The organism is Collinsella aerofaciens (assembly GCF_018785245.1).
Classification (GTDB): Bacteria; Actinomycetota; Coriobacteriia; order Coriobacteriales; family Coriobacteriaceae; genus Collinsella; species Collinsella aerofaciens_AD.
Map to the genome: position 1 here is coordinate 14,046 of NZ_WQPL01000046.1, position 19,121 is coordinate 33,166.

The 19,121-nt window shown below is 60.4% G+C and carries 16 protein-coding genes; all 16 read right to left on the minus strand.

What is annotated here, in order from left to right:
* Positions 1-26: 26 nt before the first annotated feature.
* Positions 27-1,142, minus strand: coding sequence for an undecaprenyldiphospho-muramoylpentapeptide beta-N-acetylglucosaminyltransferase (gene murG / locus GPK39_RS08545; RefSeq protein WP_089571582.1), 1,116 nt, complete (start codon positions 1,140-1,142; stop codon positions 27-29).
* Entirely contained in the window at positions 1,132-2,625 is a 1,494-nt protein-coding gene (gene ftsW, locus GPK39_RS08550) for a putative lipid II flippase FtsW (protein WP_215675020.1), read from the minus strand. Before ftsW ends, murG begins: the two co-directional genes overlap by 11 nt.
* Positions 2,626-2,660: 35 nt before the next feature.
* Complete coding sequence (murD, locus tag GPK39_RS08555) at positions 2,661-4,067, minus strand: UDP-N-acetylmuramoyl-L-alanine--D-glutamate ligase (RefSeq protein ID WP_215675022.1); 1,407 nt, start codon at positions 4,065-4,067, stop codon at positions 2,661-2,663.
* A 9-nt stretch (positions 4,068-4,076) separates the two neighbouring features.
* Positions 4,077-5,096 carry a phospho-N-acetylmuramoyl-pentapeptide-transferase gene (gene mraY / locus GPK39_RS08560; RefSeq protein WP_006234262.1) on the minus strand — a complete coding sequence of 340 codons (1,020 nt, stop codon included), beginning with the start codon at positions 5,094-5,096 and terminating at the stop codon, positions 4,077-4,079.
* Between the two features lie 3 nt (positions 5,097-5,099).
* A complete protein-coding gene (locus GPK39_RS08565) occupies positions 5,100-6,524 on the minus strand; it encodes a UDP-N-acetylmuramoyl-tripeptide--D-alanyl-D-alanine ligase (RefSeq protein ID WP_215675024.1) in 1,425 nt (474 codons plus the stop codon).
* 126 nt (positions 6,525-6,650) lie between these two features.
* Entirely contained in the window at positions 6,651-8,273 is a 1,623-nt protein-coding gene (locus GPK39_RS08570; protein ID WP_022094484.1) for a peptidoglycan D,D-transpeptidase FtsI family protein, read from the minus strand.
* Between the two features lie 260 nt (positions 8,274-8,533).
* The gene (locus tag GPK39_RS08575) at positions 8,534-9,004 is read right to left on the minus strand and encodes a hypothetical protein (RefSeq protein ID WP_215675026.1); all 471 of its coding nucleotides are present in this window, start codon (positions 9,002-9,004) and stop codon (positions 8,534-8,536) included.
* 90 nt (positions 9,005-9,094) lie between these two features.
* The gene (gene rsmH / locus GPK39_RS08580) at positions 9,095-10,060 is read right to left on the minus strand and encodes a 16S rRNA (cytosine(1402)-N(4))-methyltransferase RsmH (RefSeq protein ID WP_215675028.1); all 966 of its coding nucleotides are present in this window, start codon (positions 10,058-10,060) and stop codon (positions 9,095-9,097) included.
* A gap of 20 nt (positions 10,061-10,080) precedes the next feature.
* Positions 10,081-10,509: a division/cell wall cluster transcriptional repressor MraZ gene (locus GPK39_RS08585; RefSeq protein WP_226802758.1), complete on the minus strand. Its 429-nt coding sequence runs from the start codon at positions 10,507-10,509 to the stop codon at positions 10,081-10,083.
* A 468-nt stretch (positions 10,510-10,977) separates the two neighbouring features.
* Positions 10,978-11,919 carry a site-specific tyrosine recombinase XerD gene (gene xerD / locus GPK39_RS08590; protein ID WP_215675030.1) on the minus strand — a complete coding sequence of 314 codons (942 nt, stop codon included), beginning with the start codon at positions 11,917-11,919 and terminating at the stop codon, positions 10,978-10,980.
* Between the two features lie 2 nt (positions 11,920-11,921).
* A complete protein-coding gene (locus GPK39_RS08595) occupies positions 11,922-13,583 on the minus strand; it encodes a CTP synthase (RefSeq protein ID WP_215675032.1) in 1,662 nt (553 codons plus the stop codon).
* Between the two features lie 178 nt (positions 13,584-13,761).
* Positions 13,762-14,100 carry a helix-turn-helix domain-containing protein gene (locus tag GPK39_RS08600; RefSeq protein ID WP_118094077.1) on the minus strand — a complete coding sequence of 113 codons (339 nt, stop codon included), beginning with the start codon at positions 14,098-14,100 and terminating at the stop codon, positions 13,762-13,764.
* 249 nt (positions 14,101-14,349) lie between these two features.
* Positions 14,350-15,831, minus strand: coding sequence for a DUF1846 domain-containing protein (locus GPK39_RS08605; protein ID WP_006234276.1), 1,482 nt, complete (start codon positions 15,829-15,831; stop codon positions 14,350-14,352).
* 484 nt (positions 15,832-16,315) lie between these two features.
* Positions 16,316-17,803 carry a YfcC family protein gene (locus GPK39_RS08610; protein WP_423237420.1) on the minus strand — a complete coding sequence of 496 codons (1,488 nt, stop codon included), beginning with the start codon at positions 17,801-17,803 and terminating at the stop codon, positions 16,316-16,318.
* Between the two features lie 138 nt (positions 17,804-17,941).
* Positions 17,942-18,937, minus strand: a complete 996-nt coding sequence (gene argF, locus GPK39_RS08615) for an ornithine carbamoyltransferase (RefSeq protein ID WP_006234279.1) — start codon at positions 18,935-18,937, stop codon at positions 17,942-17,944.
* 105 nt (positions 18,938-19,042) lie between these two features.
* On the minus strand, positions 19,043-19,121 hold a 79-nt coding region (locus GPK39_RS08620), incomplete at its 5' end, for an arginine deiminase family protein (RefSeq protein WP_195192534.1).

Consider the following 19,121-nt stretch of genomic DNA (forward strand, 5'->3'; position numbering starts at 1 on the left):
AGGGCGACCGACGATATCCCGTCTAACTAACGCAAACCCTCTACCGCATCCGCCAGAAGAGCGGCGGCCCTATCCTGAGCCAGACCACGCGCCGCCTGACGCATGGCGTCGCGCGCCGCCGCGTCATCGACCAGGTGCAGCAGTTCATCGGCAAAGGCAGAACCGTCGATATCGGCATCGGCGCAGAGCACGCCGGCCCCAGCGTCGACCAGATAACGGGCATTGGTGGTTTGGTGGTCGGCCGTCGCATGCGGGTACGGCACGAGCACCGAAGGCACGGCGAGTGCAGCGATCTCGGCCACGCTCGATGCGCCCGAACGCGAGAGCACCAAATCGGCAGCAGCCAGCATATCGCCCATGTTGTCGATGTAAGGCTGGACGCGGTAACGCTTCGCCTCCTCGGGCGTCAGCGCCAAAGCGCGCTCGGTCTCCTCAAAGCCGTCGGCACCCGTCGAATGCAACACATAGAGGTTCTTGCGCGAAAGCAGCTCGTTTTTGAGCGAAGCCACACGCTCGTTGAGGTGCTGGGCGCCAAGTGAACCGCCAAAGACGAGCAGCAGCGTAGCGTCCTCGGGAACGCCAAGTGCCTTGCGGCCGCGAGCGCGATCGCCCTCGATCACCGAGCGACGTACGGGGTTGCCGGTCATGAGCACGTGGTCAGGGTCACCTTCGCGCTCAAAGACCGAACGCGCTGCCGGCACCGAGATGCACACGCGGGCGGCGTGGGAGTTCATCATCTTGTTGGCCAGGCCCGGAACAGAGTTCTGCTCATGCAGCAGATACGGAACGCCCGCGCCCTTGCACCACCCCAGCAGCGGAACCTCGACATAGGCACCAAAACCAATGGCGGCATCGGGCTTGCCGACCTTTGAGAAATGACTGGCGAGCGCACGCTTGGCTTTGTTGACACGCCACAGCGAGGTCAGCGCCGTCCAAGGACGGGAGCGGTCGAAGCCCGTGACCGTAATGGGCACAAAATCAAACCCAGCCTCGGGGACCAGACGACCCTCGAGCTTGCGCGACTGGCCCACGAACACAACGTGGTGGCCACGGTCACGCAGCTCTTCGGCCAAGGCGAGCGCGGGGTTGATGTGCCCGGCCGTGCCGCCGGCTGCAATAGCAACGGTCATTTTATCGGTCATGGTAGTCCCTTCGTACACGCGGTCCCTGGTCGTCGGTACGCAGACGCGCCGACGGGTCCGAGTTCAAATCGATTCGATTATATCCGCCGCCCGCGTTGCGAGGGCTGGGGCGCTGAGGACGACCTTGCGGCGCCGTTCGCTGACGCGGGCGGCCTGCCGGCTCGGTCGCAGAGCCATCCAGGACGGTAAAACCGTTACGCGAAGATCGCTCGCCGCGCACGTGGGGCACGCCGGCGGTACTCTCATCCATAACGGCAAAGCTCTCGCGGCGGCGGTCATACTCATCGCGGCGGGCGCTCTCGTACGAAACGCGCAGGATCAACCCGGCAAGCATGAGCGACACAATAATCGACGAACCGCCGTAGCTAATAAACGGCAACGGTTTGCCCGTCATGGGAAACACGTTGAGGATGCCCAGCGCGTTAATCAAAAACTGCACTGCGAGAATGACCGCGGAGCCAGACGCCATAAGCGCGCCCCGGCGATCGGTCGCCTGCTCGGCAATGCGAAACGCCGAGTAGATCAGCATCGCAAACACCAAGAAGAACAGCACGGTTCCGACAAAACCGACTTCCTCGCCAATGATGGCCAGGATGTAGTCATTGTGCGCCTCGGGCAGATACGAGTACTTCATGGTTGAGTTGCCGATGCCACGGCCGAACAGACCGCCCGAGGCAAAGGCCATAATGGCAAGCGTGGCCTGATAGCCGTCACCATACTCGTCGGCCCAAGGGTTCAAGGCAACCTGAATACGCACCATACGGTACGGCTCTGCGACAAGCGCAATCACGATCACGAGAATGCCGAAGATTAGCACGCCGATGATAAATCTGGGGTCGAGACCCGCAAACAACGCCATGCACATGAGGGTCAACAGGATGATCAGGACAGTACCGAAATCGGGCTGGATAAAGATCAGAAAGAGCGAAATGCCCAGGTAGATGCCCATCTTGCGAAGGAATTCGTTGATGTTGCCACCGGGCGAAAAGAAGCGATCAAGCATGATGGCCGAATACGCAATGGCAAATGGCTTTAAAAACTCGGAAGGCTGGAACTGAATACCGGCGATGTTAAGCCAGCGCGTGGCGCCACGGCTGCCGCTGCCCACCAAGAACACCAGAAACAGTAGCCCTATCATGCCTATGAGGAAGATCCTGAGCACATCCTCCCCAAACCAGCTGTCCGGCAAAACGCGCACGATGGCAATCAGCGCCAGAACACCGACCACGGCAAACGCGGCCTGTCGACCCAGAAAAAACGTCGCCGAGCCATTCTCGTGCAGCGCCTCGACCGAAGACGCCGAGTACACCATCAGCAGGCCAAAGCATACCAAGGTAAACAAGCAGGCCATGAATATCAAACGGGGGCGCATGATACGGGCGGGAACGCCGGCAATATAGCGTTCGCTAAACGACTGCCCGCCGCGGCTGGAACGCGGTGTGATACGACGTGAGGAAGCACGGTCCGAGTCGGGCCTCCTCATACCTTGTCGGGGGCTCTCCTCTCTCACCGCAACCCCTATTCCATTTGTGATTTCGCTGCAGCGGCAAGCTGGGCCACGTAGTCCTTAAACACGCGGCCGCGCTCCTCATAGCCCGAGAACTCATCGAACGAAGAGCAGGCAGGAGAAAGTAAGATCACGTCGCCATGGCTCGACAGCGAACGGGCGACGTCCACGGCATCGCGCAGGTCATCCGCCTGGGCGATATCCACATCGCCGTCGACATCGGCCTCGTCCATAGCGGCGGTGAAACGCTCGCGCGCATCGCCAAAGCAGACGACCGAGCGTACGTTATCCATAACAACGCGCGCGAAGTCCGTGAGCGGCGTGCCCTTATCGTGGCCGCCGAGCAGCAAGATCACGTCGTCATCGGGAAATGCCGTCAGTGCCTTCTCGACCGCATCGGTGTTGGTCGCCTTGGAATCGTTGACGTAGCGCACGCCGTCAATCTCGCCACACGGCTCCACGCGGTGCTCGAGCGGCTGGAACGAGGCAAGACCGCGGCAGACACCATCGACATCGGTACCGACCGCCAAGGCAGCCGTGGCGGCGCACAGGGCATTGATAACATTGTGATGGCCCGAGATCTTGAGCTCGGATGTAGCGATGAGCGGGGTCTCGACGCCCTTCAGGCGCACGACCATCTTGCCGTCGCGCACAAAGGCGGCATCCTCGCCCTCAGGCTCGTCAAAGGCAACCTTGCAGATGCGACGACCCGGCGTGTAGATGTACTCATCGAACTCGTGAATGCCGGCGTCTTCGACGTCGACAACCGCCAGATCGTCATCGACCATATTGTCAAACAGTTTGATCTTGGCAAGCGCGTAGTTCTTATGGCTCTTATGCCAGCCCAAGTGGTCGGGAGTGATGTTGAGCAGCACCGCCACGCGGGGGTGGAGCTCGGTTGTCGTAGCAATCTGATAGCTCGAGAGCTCAGCCACAAACCACTCGTTGTGGGCTCGGCCGTCAATCTCGTTGACCGGCGGCTCGCCGATGTTGCCGACAGCAACGCTGGCCTCGCCGGCAGCCTTAAGCAGATAATCAGCCAGCGACGTGGTGGTCGTCTTGCCGTTGGTGCCCGTGATGGCAATCCAGTTATCGGGCGACAGGCGATAGGCAAACTCGGGCTCACCCATAATCTGGGCGGCATGCTCGCGCCCGGCCTTAAAGAAGCCCGAGAACTCCGAGATGCCCGGGCACGTCACGCATACGTCATAGGCGCCCTCGACCTGTTCGGTCCCATAGACAAACGACGCACCAGCAGCCTCGAGCGCACGCGTGGCGTCATTGGGTTCAGAGGTGCCACCGCCATACACGGTAACGGCACTTACGCGCTCGGGATGTGCCAGCGCCCAGCGGGCGACATCGAGACCGGATTTGCCCTGACCCAAAACGAGCAGGCTAAAGACATCAGCAAGAGGCATGAAAGACCACTATCCCAACTGGAAGAACAGGGCAAGGCCAACGGCACCAAAGGCAGCAGCGATAATCCAAAAACGGATGACGACCTTGGTCTCGGCCCAGCCCTTCTTTTCGAAATGATGATGGATGGGCGCCATAAGGAAGACGCGCTTGTGCGTAAAGTGGAAGTAGACAACCTGAATCATGACCGACAGGGTCTCAACGATAAACAGGCCGCCGATGATGAGGGAGACGACCTCGGTGTTGGTCATGATGGACGTGCAGGCAAACGCGGCGCCTAGGGCAAGCGAGCCGGTATCGCCCATAAAGATGCTCGCCGGATAGCAGTTGAACCACAGAAAGCCCAAGCAGGCACCGGCACACGCGGTGCAGAAGATGGACAGGTTCACGTCTCCGTGCAAAAACGCCATGGCAGCCATGGCGAGCATGGCAATCATGGAGGTGCCGCCAGCAAGACCGTCAAGGCCATCGGTCAGGTTCACGGCATTAGAAAGACCGGCGATCATCAGCCAGCAAAAGACAATGTAGAGCCACGGGAACGAAAGGCCGCAGATGGTGGTCGAAAGCACGCCAAGGTCAATCGTCAGGCCGCCGGGAAAACGAATCTCGGGGGCGACGCCGCACCAGTTAACGGCAAGTACCGTAAAGGTGACACAGATAATGGTTAGGCCGATCATCTTGGCATGAGGCGTCAGACCGAGCGAGCGCCCATGCGTAACGGAGGTCAGGTCGTCGATCAGGCCCAGCACGCCTGTCGCCAGCGTGGCGAGCAGCACGAGCACGAGCTCGGTGGTGAGCTTGCCCATCAGCAGGCAGGTCAGCGAAATCGCGACGAGAATGACAACGCCACCCATGGTGGGCGTTCCCTGCTTAACCAAATGACGCTTGGGGCCGTCGGCACGGACCTGCTGGCCGATACCCTCGACCTTAAGTAGCTTGATCCACCACGGCATGAGCAGCAGCGCAATGGCAGCGGCGATGCCAAGCCCCAAAAAAGCCTGATACGTTGGATACGAGGGATTGCCGAACATGGGCTAGCACACACCTTCCACAAAGCGGTCGAGCTCAACAAAGCGGGAACCCTTGACCAGTACAACATCATGTTTTTCAAGCGCGCCGCCCATGCGGTCGAGCACCTGCTGATAATCGGAGAACACCTGGATGCGGTCCTCGTCCATGCCCATCATGCGCGCGGCATCGGCCATAAGCTGGGCCAGCTCACCACCCACGCACGCCAGCATGTCGAGCTTCTTGGCGGCGGCATAGGCGCCCACGAGCTCATGCATGCGAGGAGCCTCATCGCCCATCTCGCCCATCTCGCCCAGGATCGCCATGCGAGACCCCGTGCACGAAAGCGAGCACAGCAGATCGAGACCAGCAGCCATGGATTCGGCGCTGGCGTTATAGGAATCGTCGATGACGCGGGCACCGCTCTTGGCGCGCTTGATCTCCTGGCGGTGCCCGGTGATCGTGAGGCCCCTAAAGGCAGCATCGATCTGCTCGGGCGTCACGCCCAGGCGATAGGCAACTGCGGCGGCCTTAACGGCATTTGGGACGGACTGCACGCCGGGGATGGCAAGCATGGTATCGGTCGTCTCACCCTGGCCAAAATCGAGCGTAAAGACCGGACGGCCCTCGTCATCAACACGAATGTCGCGGGCACGGACCTCATCATCGTCCGAGACGCCGGCCAGCATCACATCGATACCAGCAGGCTGGGCGAACGTATCGCGAATGAACGGCGTAAAGTCGTCCTCACCGCCCAAAACCAGCAGCGGCAAGAAGTCGCCGGCGGCGCACATACCCTGGACAATCTCGGCCTTAGCGCGGGCGATGTTCTCGCGGCTGCCCAAAATGCCGATGTGAGAGGTACCAATCTTGCTCACGATGGCAAGGTTGGGATTGGCGGACTGGGACAGGCGCTCAATCTCGTGGAAATGGTTCATGCCCATCTCGAGCACCAGGACCTCGGTATCGGCCGGAGCAGAAAGCACCGTGAGCGGCATGCCGATCAGGTTATTGAAATTGCCCTTGGTGGCCCAGACACGATAGCGCTTGGCGAGCACGGCGGCGAGCACGTCCTTGGTCGTCGTCTTGCCGATGGAACCGGTAATACCAACGACCAGGCAGCCAAGCTCCAGACGGTACGCGTGCGCCAAACGCAGCAGAAAGTCCTCGGGATCATCGGTCAGCAAGATGGCACAGCCCTTGTCCTGCGCCAGCGAGACCAGCTCGGCCTCGGGCTCACGCGTCATCACGACGGCGCCGGCACCCGACTGGACGGCACGGGAAGCAAAATCATTGCCGTCGACGTTTTCACCGGGAAAGGCGACGAAAATCGTCCCTTCCTCGACCTGACGCGAGTCGATAACGCACCCGCGGCATACCCGATCGGCTTCTCCCGTCACGGTTCGGGCCCCTGTTGCGGCCGCGAGGTTGTTGACGGCGATCTCTATCATTGCAGCTCCCCTGTAAACCTAATAATGCTATCGGCGTATTGTATCCCAGCGCCGCACATGCGTGGTGCAGGGCATGTGAACACCCTCATATGGGACAACAAACCACGCCCCAAAGATTGTAACCCCCTACTTCGTGTGCGGGATACCCAGCACGTCGAGCGCGTTGGCCATAATGGACTGGAACGGCACCGCAGCGGCATCTGAGCCGCTCGGCGTTCCGTCGAGCGTGATATAGCACAGCACCTTGGGCGATTGTGCCGGCGCAAAGCCCATAAAGGACGACATGTAGTTCTCCTTGAGGTAGCCGCCGTTCTCGTCGGCTCGTTCGGCCGTACCGGTCTTACCCGCCACGTCATAGCCGTCAACCGCGCCGCCAACGCCCGTTCCCTCGGACACGACCGTCTGCATGCACGATGTCACCTGGGATGCGGCGTCCTCAGAAATCGCGCGTTCGCCTTCGCCCCAGTCCTTCTCGTCGCCTTTGCTGGACTTATAGAAGTGCGGGGTCATCATCACGCCGCCGTTGGCGATGCCGCCCACGGCACGTGCGATCTCAATCGGCGAGACGGACAGCGCCTGTCCAAAGCTCATCGATCCCAGCGTGGCGCCGTCATACTGGTCACGCTCCTTGACGATGCCCAGGCTCTCGCCCGGAAAATCGACACCGGAGCTGTGACCGATGCCCCACTTGTCCACATAGGCGGCAAAGTCGTCGGCACCGATCTTGCGCCCCACCAGGACAAAGCCCACATTGGACGAACGGCGCATCATCTCGCGCACATCCATGGTCATGCCATAGTCGCGCTTATCGGCATCGGTAACGGTATCGTCGCCCACCTTGATGCTCGCCGGCACCTCAAACGACGTACTCGATCGTACGACGCCCAAGTCGAAGCCGGCGCCCGCCACGAGCGTCTTAAAGACCGAGCCGGGCTCGTAGGCGTCAGTGACCAGGCGCAGGTTCATATCCTCGGTCTTGGCGTTCTCCAGATCGGTCTGGTCGTAGGTCGGGTACGAGCAGGCTGCGAGAATTTCACCGGTCGTGGGGTCGGTGACCAAAGCCGAGCCGTTCTTGGCCTTTGTCTTCTCGACAGCCTCTGCCAGAGCATCCTCAGCCGCACGCTGGATATTGACGTCGAGCGTCGTCACGATATCAACGCCGTCGACCGCGGCCACCTTTTTATAGGCACCGCCCGCGATATAGCTGCCGTCCCTCGCGCGCTCGCGCACGAGAGAACCGTTCGTGCCGGTCAGAAGCTTGTTGTATTGCTTTTCGAGACCCGTCAAGCCGTCGTTGTCCACATTCACTACACCCAGCACCTGCGATGCCAGATTGCCGTATGGATATACGCGCTTCATGGCCTGCTCAAAAAGCACGCCGGGCAGGTTCTTCTTCTCCAGCACCGCAGCATCGTCTTCGTCCACTTGGCGCTTGATATACACCCAGGTGCCATCGGACTCGACGAGCTTGCGGCAGGTCTTTTTATCGATTCCAGTTGCCTTGACCAGCGCCGACACCGTCTTGTCAACATCCTCGACAAGCTGCGGGTTCACGGCGATGTTGCGACATTCGACCGACGACGCCAGCACGTTACCGTTGCGGTCGTAGATGGTGCCGCGTTTGGCATAGAGGGTCTGCGCAAGCAGGCGGCGCGCATCGGCACGCTCGCGCAGTTTATCGGCTTCGACAATTTGATAGTCGGCAAGGCGAAAGACGCCCAAGCCCAAGCCAAGCCCAATGAATCCCATGACGGCTTTGCGGCGAGGCAGAGGCGCGCCTGTGAGCCATTCGGTCGACGAACTCTTACGCGACCTGGTGTTATGCACTTGAGGGCCGCCCGAGCCGCGAAGTCGCGACGCCGGGTCGTTGCCACGGGACTGCCCGGCGTTGTAAGATTGCCGACCCGTTCCTTGATAACCAGAACGTCCCCGCGACGAGGGACGTCCAGAACCGCGGCCCCCATCGGAACCGCGGCGATAGTCATTTGTCATACTCAGCTACCGTCTTGCTACTGAGCGGTCGCGGTCGCGTTGGCGCCCGCGGCTGCATCCTGCGAAAAGTCAAGTGTAACGCTCTCGCTGGGCTCCACCATGCCATAAGCGCCCGCAAGGTCGCGAATGCGCGTGTCGGCGCCATAGACCGAATGCATGACCTCCAGGTCGGAGCTCTCATCGGTCGCCTTTTCGAGCGTGTTGGTAAGCTCGGCGTTGCTGTTGAGCACCTGGGCCGTAACGCCGGCGAGCGCCACGCGGGCGACGCCGATCGTCATGAAGATAGCCGCAATGATGCAAAACGTTTTAAGAACGCTCATGAAAACCGGGCTTACCACCTGGTTTGCCTGACGGCCCGCGCCCGTGTAGACATCAAAGCGCGGCGCGCGCTGCTCACGGGGAGCAACGGGGGCCTGCGGCGTCTCACGATAGGCGGGCATGGCGTTCATATCATAGGCGAGTGCTGCGCTTGAAATGTTGTAGCCCATGATATGCCGCCTCCCATCCCGAGTACGTTGGTAGTGTGTTTAAGCTTCGTTTATGGTGCGAGCGGGAGGTCCAATATCGCGCGGTCGCGTCTACAGACGCTGCGCCACGCGGATTTTGGCTGATCTCGCCCGAGGGTTGCGCTCAACCTCATCAGGCTGGGCAACCAAGGGTTTGCGGGTGATGACCTTGAGTATCGGCACGTTGCCGCACACGCACACCGGAATCTCCGGCGGACACGTGCACCCCTGGCTCATCTCCTTAAAGTGGTTCTTTACGATACGGTCCTCGAGCGAGTGATACGAGATGACGCAGATACGTCCGCCCGGGTTGAGCCACCTGGTGGCGGCATCAAGCCCTCGTTCGAGCACATCGAGCTCGTGATTGACCTCGATGCGAATGGCCTGGAAACTTTTCTTGGCCGGGTGTCCACCATGCCGACGAGCGGCAGCCGGGATACCCGCCTTGATGATCTCGACAAATTGGCCGGTGGTTTCGATCGGTTCTTGCTCGCGGCGGCGCACGATCTCGCGCGCGATCTGCGAGGCGAACTTCTCTTCGCCGTAGACGCGTAGAATCCGGGCGAGGTCGTGTTCGTTATAGGTGTTGATGACCTCAGCTGCGTTTAAGGTGTTATTACCCGGATCCATCCGCATGTCCAATGGGGCGTCCTCGTTATACGAAAAGCCCCTGCCAGGGATATCGAGTTGCGGCGACGAAACGCCCAAATCGAACAGGAAGCCATCGACCCCGGGCACCTCGGCCGAGCAAAGCAGCTCGTTCAAGTCGCCGAAGTTGCCCTTCAGCAGCTGGTGCGGAACGCCGGGAACCTCGCGGTCCAGACGGGCGCCAGCGGCCTCGAGGGCCATGTCGTCCTGATCGATGCCGAGCAAAAGGCCCGTCTCCCCCACCTGCGCGGCCATCTTTACCGAATGGCCGGCACCGCCAAGGGTGCAATCGCAGACAACGGAGCCGCTCTTTAGCCGCAGCGACTCAAGCACTTCGCCGAGCATGACAGGTTCATGCCGATATTCTTGTGTCAAGATCCCACGCTCCATCCGTTACCCGTGCCTTGCCCTTACGAGAAGAAGAGGTCCAGCAGGGCCTCATCGTCATCGTCCTCATCGGCCGCGGCGCGATCCCAAACCTCAAGGTGGTCGTAGTTGCCCACAACCGTGACCTCGCGGTCGAGGTTCGCCTGCTTGCGGAGAGACTCGGAAAGACCGATACGACCGGCACTGTCCACATCCATCGACGTGGTGCGCTTGTTGATCGCCCTCATGAGCTTCTGGTCATTAATGTCACGCGGGTTAAAACCCTCGTGGCCCTCACGACCCGCGAAGAGTCCTTCGACCCACTTATCGAAGGCCTCGGCAGAGAACACGTACAGAGCATCGACATCCAGGGCTTTGAACACGCGAACGTGCTCTCCAAGCTCCTCGCGAAGAGGTGCAGGCAGGGACAGACGACCTTTTGCATCGAGATTGCGCTCGTATGCACCAGTCATTCCCATGTGCGCCCTCCCCTCGGTTACTCAGATGGCACGTACGCGGGGAACCACCCCGCCTGTCGACGTCATTAATAATATGGGGAACCGCCCCATTTTTCAACACCTTTCCCCACCCCTTCCCCCACCCCGCCCCACCACTCCACCCACCATATATTGCAAAACACCCCCAAGCATATGTTCGAAAACACAATATGTTGTGTTTACAGCAACGGCGGGATGCCACCTGTAGAACCACGCCCGCGAACCTCAACCTTCAAGTTGACCTTGAGGCGATTTTTACGTCCCTTTACACGCCGTTCACATCGCCCCCAAACTCCCCCGCCCACGGTACACACGGCCCACCACCGCGTCGGTGTCTGGCGAAAAATGGGACGGGCCCCAGATTGCCCATGCGCGCAAAAGTGCGTCTCGGCAATCTGGGGCCCGTCCCATTTAATATTTATAAATATGCAGGTCAGCGAGGTGCTAGCGATGTGCTAGCGGATGCGCCGCCAGATAGACCTCGGTCAGTTGCGTTCGGTCGACATGCGTGTAGACCTGCGTGGTCGAAATATCGGCATGGCCCAAAATCTCCTGCAGCACACGCAGGTCGGCACCGCCCGCGAGCATGTGGGTGGCAAAGGAGTGGCGCAAGGTATGGGGATGGAGCCCCACCAGCCCCACCTGACGCCCATACCGCTCGCATATCGCATGCACGGCCTGGCGCGACAGACGGCGGCCGTTCTTATTTAAAAAGACCGCCGAGGTCTCTGTTCCGCGGGCATGGGCCGCCAAGCGAGAACGCCCCTCAGTTACATAGAGCGCCAGAGCTCGCGCCGCGCTTCCCACCAGCGGGGACAGGCGTTCCTTTGAGCCCTTACCGCGAACGAGCACAAAGCCATCGTCGATATGGATATCGCCCACATCGAGCCCCACCAACTCGCTCACACGCAAACCACATCCGTAGAGCACTTCCAAGATGGCATGGTCGCGCAAGCCCATCTCGCCCTCGGGGAAGTCTTGATCGAGCAGCGCCGAGACATCCTCCACCGATAGATACTCCGGCAAACGCTCAGCCTTTTTAGGCAGGCGCAACGCCGCCGTTGGATTTTGGGCCACAGCCCCATCGCGCACCAAAAAGGCATGCAGGCCCTTCACGGCCGCAAGCGCACGCTCCACCGAGGCATCGGAATAGCCCCCATCGCGACGGTCGGCGACAAAGCCCTCCACGACCCGACGGGTCACCTCTTCAAAAGACACAATACCCGCCCGCTCCAGATAGGCGCAGTACGTCGTCAGGTCACGACGATAGGCCGCAATCGTGTTGCGCGCCAAACCCCGCTCGACCGCGAGGTAATCGAGATACTCCCCCGCCGCCACGGCGAGCGACGAGGGAGTAGCTTCGGTATGTTCCTTATTCGCCGGCACCCTTAGTCCGTAGCGAGGTTCATGGGCGTCACCTGCAGACGGTCGACACCCTCGTGCTGGCCGATCGAAGCGCGTACGAACTCGCGGAACAGCGGCTGCGGGTTGGTCGGGCGGCTCTTGAACTCGGGATGAGCCTGGGTTGCCACATACCACGGATGCACGTCGCGCGGCAGCTCGACCATCTCGACCAGGCGCTCGTCAGGCGACAGACCCGAGATAACCAAACCGGCGTCCTCGAGCTGGTCGCGGAAGGCGTTGTTGAACTCAAAACGGTGACGGTGACGCTCGTAGACGAGCTCCTCGCCATAGGCCTCGCGCGCGAGGGAATCGGCAGCAAGCTTGCACGGATAGGCACCCAGACGCATGGTGCCGCCCTTCTCGGTCACGTCCTCCTGCGAGCTCATCAGGTCGATGACACTATACGGGCCATCCGGATCGAACTCGGAAGAGCTGGCGCCGGCAAGGCCGACGACGTTGCGAGCAAATTCGCACACGGCCACCTGCATACCCAGGCAAATGCCCAGATACGGAATCTTGTGCTCGCGGGCAAACTCGGCCGCGAGGATCTTGCCCTCCAGGGCGCGCTTGCCAAAGCCGCCAGGGACCAAGATGCCCGAGGCGTCACCCAGGACCTCGGAGACGTTCTGCTCATCGAGGCTCTCGCCATCGATCAGCTGCACGTCAACGTGGCGATCGTAGAACACACCCGCGTGGTGCAGGGCCTCGATAACCGACAGGTAGGCATCGGGCAGCTGCGTATACTTGCCCACGACGGCGATCTTCACCTTGTCGGCGTGCTGGTTGGCATGGTTCTGCTTGCGCAGGAACTCGTTCCACTGACTCATGTCGCGCTCACGCGGGTCCAGACCCAGACGCTCGCAAATGCGCAGGTCAAAGTCCTGCTCGGCGAGCAGCTGCGGAACATCGTAGATGCTCGCGCAGTCCTCGTTGGTAAAGACGCAGTCGGTGTCGACGTCGCAGAAGCTTGCGATCTTGCCGCGGATGGCATCGTCGATATGGTGATCGGAGCGCAGAACGATAATATCGGGCTGGATACCAAAGCTGCGGAGCTCCTTGACGGAGTGCTGCGTCGGCTTGGTCTTGACCTCGTGGGCGGCGGCGATATAGGGAACGAGCGACACGTGGATGTAGCAGACGTTCTCGGGGCCGGCCTCCTTGCGATACTGGCGGATGGCCTCGACAAACGGCTGCGACTCGATGTCACCGATAGTGCCGCCCAACTCAGTGATGACCACGTCGGAGCCGGTCTGCTCCTCAATACGACGGAACTTATCCTTAATGGCGTTCGTGACGTGCGGAATCACCTGTACGGTGCCGCCCAAAAAGTCACCGCGACGTTCACGGGCGATCAGGCTCTTATAGATGGCACCAGTCGTAAAGTTGGAATCGCGGGTCAGGTTCTCGTCAATAAAGCGCTCGTAGTGGCCCAGGTCCAGATCGGACTCGTAGCCGTCCTCGGTCACAAAGACCTCGCCATGCTGGAACGGGCTCATGGTGCCGGGGTCGACGTTCAGATACGGGTCGGCCTTTTGCATCGTTACCTTGTAGCCGCGCGACTTGAGTAGACGGCCCAGCGAGGCCGCGGTAATACCCTTGCCCAGAGACGAAACCACGCCGCCGGTCACGAACACATGCTTGGTCATATTGAGTTACCTGCGCTTCCCGTAGAAGTTGTCCATACACATCTTACGGGTCTTCATTGTAATACTCGCAACGCGCGCCGCACGCATTTTTTCTTACGCGCAATCGCATTTCTCTATCTCGAAACAAAACGCCGCCCAGTTGCCCAGGCGGCGTCGTTTCCACTATGAATGTGCGCTGTTATCGATCGGCGACTTCGTCCTTGATCAAGTCCTGCACGAGCATACCGGCACGGATGCCCTCTAGATACCATTCGCCACGCTCCGTAAGACAAATACCATTTGCGAGCTGGCCGCCGTCGTCGCTGTAGCGCGAGACGACCTCAATGATGTCTTCGGATTCCAAGCGTTCAATTGCCGCGCGGGCGCGATACGGAGACACCCCCACACGCTCGGCAAGCGTCTTCCGCGAAAAGCCATAAAATCCGCCGTTGTCTTCGGACTGCTGTGCGATCTCCATCAGCACCTGCACCTCGACACGCTTCATATCGTTGACACTCGCACGACCCTTGCCAGCCATGGCAGCCTCCTCAAACCGAGCACGGGCATCACCTGCACCGTGCGCGACCGGCACACCCCATGATGGCCGGCAACATCCATCATGCGGCATCCCCGCAAAAGGATGAAACAGTTAGGGTTATTGTATACCGCCCAAATCGCTTATAGGCAGGTAAACGGGCTATTTTTAGGTTAAACGGTAGCTTTGTTGATAAAAGGGGCACACCGAATGTATATCCGATGCGCCCCTTTCAGACCAATTTATCCAGGCTTAGCGGTGGAAGAAGCCACGGCGCTCGAACTTGGGCTCGCAGCACACGTTGATGCCCAGCTTGCGCAGCACCGTCTCGTCCGTCGGCGAGATGATCACGCTAAAGAAGGCATCGCAGCCACGCAGCTGCTCCAGGCCCGAAAGGACGCGGGCCGCCGTCTCGCTCGTTGCCGAGGTGATAGAGAGCGCCATAAGCGTCTCGTCGGTGTGCAGGCGCGGGTTCTTGCTACCCAGGAAATGCGTCTTGAGCTTGCTGATAGGCTCGATCGCCTCATCGCTAATGACCTCGAGCTCAAGGTCAACGCCCGAGACATGCTTAAGTGCATTCATGATGAGCGAGCTCGCGGCGCCCAGGCGCGTGGAAGTCTTGCCGGTCACCACGGAGCCGTCGGGCATGACCATGGCGCCTACGGGGCCACCCGTCAGCTGCTCCCTGGTAAGGGCGGCCGAGCGCGCCGGCGAGTAGTTCTTGTCGATACCGGCCTTCTTCATAATAATCTTGAGACGGTCGACTTGCTCATCGCCCACGCCGGTACGGCGCACATTTTCGACCGCGGTAAAGTAGCGGCGGACGATCTCCATCTTGGAAGCGTCGCGGCAGGCATCGTCATCGGTGATGGCAAAGCCGACCATATTGACGCCCATGTCCGTGGGGCTCTGGTAGGGGCTCTTGCCCAGGATCTTTTCCATCAGGGCACGGACCACCGGGAAGGCCTCGACGTCGCGGTTGTAGTTAACCGTAGTCTTGTTATAGGCCTCCAAGTGGAAGGAGTCGATGATATTGGCATCGTCAAGGTCGGCCGTGGCGGCCTCATAGGCGATGTTGACCGGATGCGTGAGGGGCAGATTCCAGACCGGGAAAGTCTCGAACTTGGCGTAGCCGGCGGCGGTGCCGTGCTTGTGCTCGTGATAGAGCTGAGACAGGCAGGTGGCGAGCTTGCCCGAGCCAGGGCCGGGAGCGGTGACCACAACGAGCGGACGAGTGGTCTCGACAAACTCGTTCTTGCCGTAGCCGTCGTCGGACACGATCAGGTCGACATCGTGCGGATACCCCTCGATGGGATAGTGCAGCTTGGCGGGAATGCCGAGCGCGTTTAGGCGATTACGGAAGACGTCAGCGGCGGGCTGGCCTGCATACTGGGTGATGACCACGGCCGCGACAGCAAAACCATTGCCGCGGAACAGGTCGACCAGGCGCAAAACGTCCTCGTCATAGGTAATGCCCAGGTCGCCACGGGCCTTATTCTTCTCGATGTGGTTCGCGTTAATCGCGATGATGACCTCAACGTCATCGGCAATGCTCTTGAGCATGCGGAACTTGCTGTCCGGTTCAAAACCCGGCAGCACGCGGCTCGCATGATAGTCATCGAATAGCTTACCGCCAAACTCCAAATAGAGCTTGCCGCCAAACTGCGAGATGCGCTCCTTAATGTGAGCAGCCTGCAGCTCGATATACTTCGCGTTGTCGAAACCCTGGCGCATATATGGCTCCCGTCCCGTTTCCATTTAATGTTCTAGGCGATTATAACGGAGCCCGCCCTCCCCGATACCCAGACCATCAACAGGCACCAACCAAACATCCGTCAAACCTCTTGTCGGACATATTTGGTGCAAACTAACCTGACCCCATTGCACCGCCCCATAACACCAACAATGGCAGCGCCGCAGGTGGAGCAAAAGTCAGCGAAAGCCCGCCAGAGCGAGCAAGGTGACGTGAAAGAGGAGGGCATAGGCCTTTTGGCCATGCCCGACGATTGAACGTCAGATTGCCGCTCTGGCGGGCTTGCAGCGTCGAGTGGTTCCGGCGTTTGGTAAAACGCCGGAACACAAGAGCGCCCCCTCCCGCGCACGGAACGGAAGGGGCTAAAGGTAGGAGTCTACCGGTGGGTTGACCCCACCGGACAGACGATGACCAGATGATCCCTTACAGGATCGTCAAGGTTTCCGTGGGGTACCCGTTGGGTACTTAGAGCAACACGCAGGCGACGGTCAGGATGATGGCGCAGACGACGGAGAGCGCGACGATGAGCTTAAGGGCAAACTTGAGCCAGGTCGTCCACTCGATCTTGGCCAGGGCGAGACCGCCCATGATGGCGCCGGAGGTCGGGGTGAACAGGTTCACGACACCTATGGCGGCGGAGAAGATCATGACCATGACCTCGGGCGAGAAGCCGAGCTTAACAGCCAGCGGTCCCATGATGGGCATGGAAACGGTGGCCATACCGGAGGTCGAGGGGATCAGGAAGGACAGGCCGAAGTAGACCAGGAAGCTCATGGGAGCGAAGATCACGCCGGACAGGCCAGCCAGAGCATTGGCGGCAGCGTCGAGGACGAAGACGTCGAGGCCGGTGTTAGCCATGAGGACGGAGATACCACGGGCGAGGGCGATGACGAGAACAACGGACATCATGTCGGCAGCGCCGGTGATGAAGGTGTTAACGATCTGCTTCTCGGACAGGCCACCGATGATACCGATCAGGACGGCCATGAGGAAGAACCAGGTGGAAGCCTCGTCGAAGTACCACTGGCCAATGGGCAGGCCGGTGATCAGGGCAGACCAGCCCTGGACGACGGCGTTACCGTCGGCGTCGTAGACAGCGCCAGCGTCGAAGAAGTTAGCGACGCCCTCGTTGAGGTCGGCCAGCGGAATGAAGCCGACGATCATGACGACGAAGGTGAAGGCAAAGGCGATCAGAACACCCTTCTGACGACCGGTGAGCTTGACCTCATTGTGAACCTCGGAAGCAGCCTTGCCGTGAGCCTCTTCAGCGTCCTTGAGCTCCTGCATCGACAGGATGGTGGAACCCTTGTCAGCCTTGACCTTCTTGGCATAGCTCATGACGAAGAAGATGGACATGGCAGTGGTAACAATCCACAGGACGGCACCGAGGCCGATGATGATGGACTGGTTGACCTCAATGCCAACGCCGGTCAGAGCGTCGACGGCAGCGCCGACGGCGAACGGGTTAACCGTGGAGCCCAGGCAGCCGCAGCCAGCGCCGAGCAGGACGGTGGCGGCACCGACCATCGGGTCGAAGCCAGCGGCCATCATGGTAGCGGCGAGCAGGGCGTAGAAGGGAACGGTCTCCTCGCACATACCATAGGTGGTACCACCGAGGGAGAAGATGAGCATCAGCACGGGAATGAGCATAATCTCGTTGCCCTTAAGCTTCTGCACCAGAACGGCGATGCCGTTGTCCAGGGCGCCGGTCTCGGTCATCATGCCGAGGAAGCCGCCCAGGATCATAACGAAGAGGCAGACGGGCAGAGCGTCAGCGAAGCCCAGGATCGGGGCGGTGCAGAAATCGCTCAGGCGGGCTGCGGTAACCGCGCCGCCGGACGTGCCGGAGACGATAACGGTAATCACTGCAACAATTGCCAGCAGAGCTAGAAGAATGGTGAACGATGAAGGCATACCGCGCTTTTTCTTAGCGGTCTCAGTCATGGTTCTCATCCCCCCTTCATAAATCATTTAACTTTCTCGCGCGAAGCGGATCTTCCGTGCCGTGCCCACCGCCCGACGCGAGATATTTACCAGACAAAGCCGCTCGGGGTGTGCAGCAAGACACCCCGAGCGAGATGCTAGATGCTCTTACTTGAGCGTGGCGTACATGACAGCCTTAATGGTGTGCATGCGGTTCTCGGCCTCGTCGAAGACCTTGGAAGCGGGGCTCTCGAAGACCTCGTCGGTGACCTCCTGCTCGGTGATGCCGAACTGCTCGCACTTCTCGGCGCCAATGGTGGTGTTGGTGTCGTGGAAGCTGGGCAGGCAGTGCAGGAAGATGGCGCCCGGGTTGGCCATAGCCATGACCTCGGAGGTAACACGATACGGGGTGAGCTGAGCGATACGCTCGGCCCAGACCTCGTCGGGCTCGCCCATGGAGACCCACACGTCGGTGTAGATAACGTCGGCACCGGTGACGCCGTCCTTGACGTCGGTGGTCAGCTTGATGGTGCAACCGTTGGCCTCGGCGATGGGCTTGCAGGCCTCGATGACGTCGTCGGCGGGCATGCACTCCTCGGGGCCGCAGGCCACGAAGTTCATGCCGAGCTTGGAGCAGACGACCATGAGGGAGCGAGCGACGTTGTTCTTGCAGTCGCCCATGAAGACGAGGGTCTTGCCCTTGATGTCGTAGTTGAAGTTCTCCTGGACGGTCAGGATATCGGCGAGCATCTGGGTGGGATGCCACTCAGTGGTCAGGCCGTTCCACACGGGCACGCCGGACTTAGCAGCGAGCTCCTCGACGTCGTCCTGGGCAAAGCCACGGAACTCGATGCCGTCATACATGCGGCCGAGAACGCGGGCGGTGTCCTCGATGGACTCCTTCTTGCCCATCTGCGACGAACCGGGATCGAGATAGGTCACGCCCATGCCCAGGTCCATGCCGCCGACCTCGAAGGCGCAGCGGGTACGAGTGGAGGTCTTCTGGAAGAGCAGAACGATGTTCTTGCCCTCGAGATAGCGATGCGGAACGCCAGCGCGCTTCATATCCTTGAAGTTCTTGGAGAGCTTGAGCAGGTACTCGATCTCCTCGGTGGTGAGGTCGAGAAGCTTGAGGAAGCTACGGCCGGAGAGGTTAACACCCATGGTTCGATTCCTTTCGAAGAAATGAATTACGTAAGTATCAGTGTTGCCCGTTTAACGGGCGAAGCCGGTGCGGTTGTAGGGGGACCGCACCGGAAACGGAAAGACTTAGAGGTCCTCGCGCCAGAAGGGCATGCTCATGCAGCGCGGGCCGCCGCGGCCGCGGGAGAGCTCGGCGGAGGGCACG

Bases quoted from the DNA above. Each gene is read 5' to 3' on its own strand.
- murG (WP_089571582.1), bottom strand. From the start codon at position 1,142: ATGACCGATAAAATGACCGTTGCTATTGCAGCCGGCGGCACGGCCGGG.
- ftsW (WP_215675020.1), bottom strand. From the start codon at position 2,625: ATGAGGAGGCCCGACTCGGACCGTGCTTCCTCACGTCGTATCACACCG.
- murD (WP_215675022.1), bottom strand. From the start codon at position 4,067: ATGCCTCTTGCTGATGTCTTTAGCCTGCTCGTTTTGGGTCAGGGCAAA.
- mraY (WP_006234262.1), bottom strand. From the start codon at position 5,096: ATGTTCGGCAATCCCTCGTATCCAACGTATCAGGCTTTTTTGGGGCTT.
- GPK39_RS08565 (WP_215675024.1), bottom strand. From the start codon at position 6,524: ATGATAGAGATCGCCGTCAACAACCTCGCGGCCGCAACAGGGGCCCGA.
- GPK39_RS08570 (WP_022094484.1), bottom strand. From the start codon at position 8,273: ATGGGATTCATTGGGCTTGGCTTGGGCTTGGGCGTCTTTCGCCTTGCC.
- GPK39_RS08575 (WP_215675026.1), bottom strand. From the start codon at position 9,004: ATGGGCTACAACATTTCAAGCGCAGCACTCGCCTATGATATGAACGCC.
- rsmH (WP_215675028.1), bottom strand. From the start codon at position 10,060: ATGGAGCGTGGGATCTTGACACAAGAATATCGGCATGAACCTGTCATG.
- GPK39_RS08585 (WP_226802758.1), bottom strand. From the start codon at position 10,509: ATGACTGGTGCATACGAGCGCAATCTCGATGCAAAAGGTCGTCTGTCC.
- GPK39_RS08595 (WP_215675032.1), bottom strand. From the start codon at position 13,583: ATGACCAAGCATGTGTTCGTGACCGGCGGCGTGGTTTCGTCTCTGGGC.
- GPK39_RS08600 (WP_118094077.1), bottom strand. From the start codon at position 14,100: ATGGCTGGCAAGGGTCGTGCGAGTGTCAACGATATGAAGCGTGTCGAG.
- GPK39_RS08605 (WP_006234276.1), bottom strand. From the start codon at position 15,831: ATGCGCCAGGGTTTCGACAACGCGAAGTATATCGAGCTGCAGGCTGCT.
- GPK39_RS08610 (WP_423237420.1), bottom strand. From the start codon at position 17,803: ATGAGAACCATGACTGAGACCGCTAAGAAAAAGCGCGGTATGCCTTCA.
- argF (WP_006234279.1), bottom strand. From the start codon at position 18,937: ATGGGTGTTAACCTCTCCGGCCGTAGCTTCCTCAAGCTTCTCGACCTC.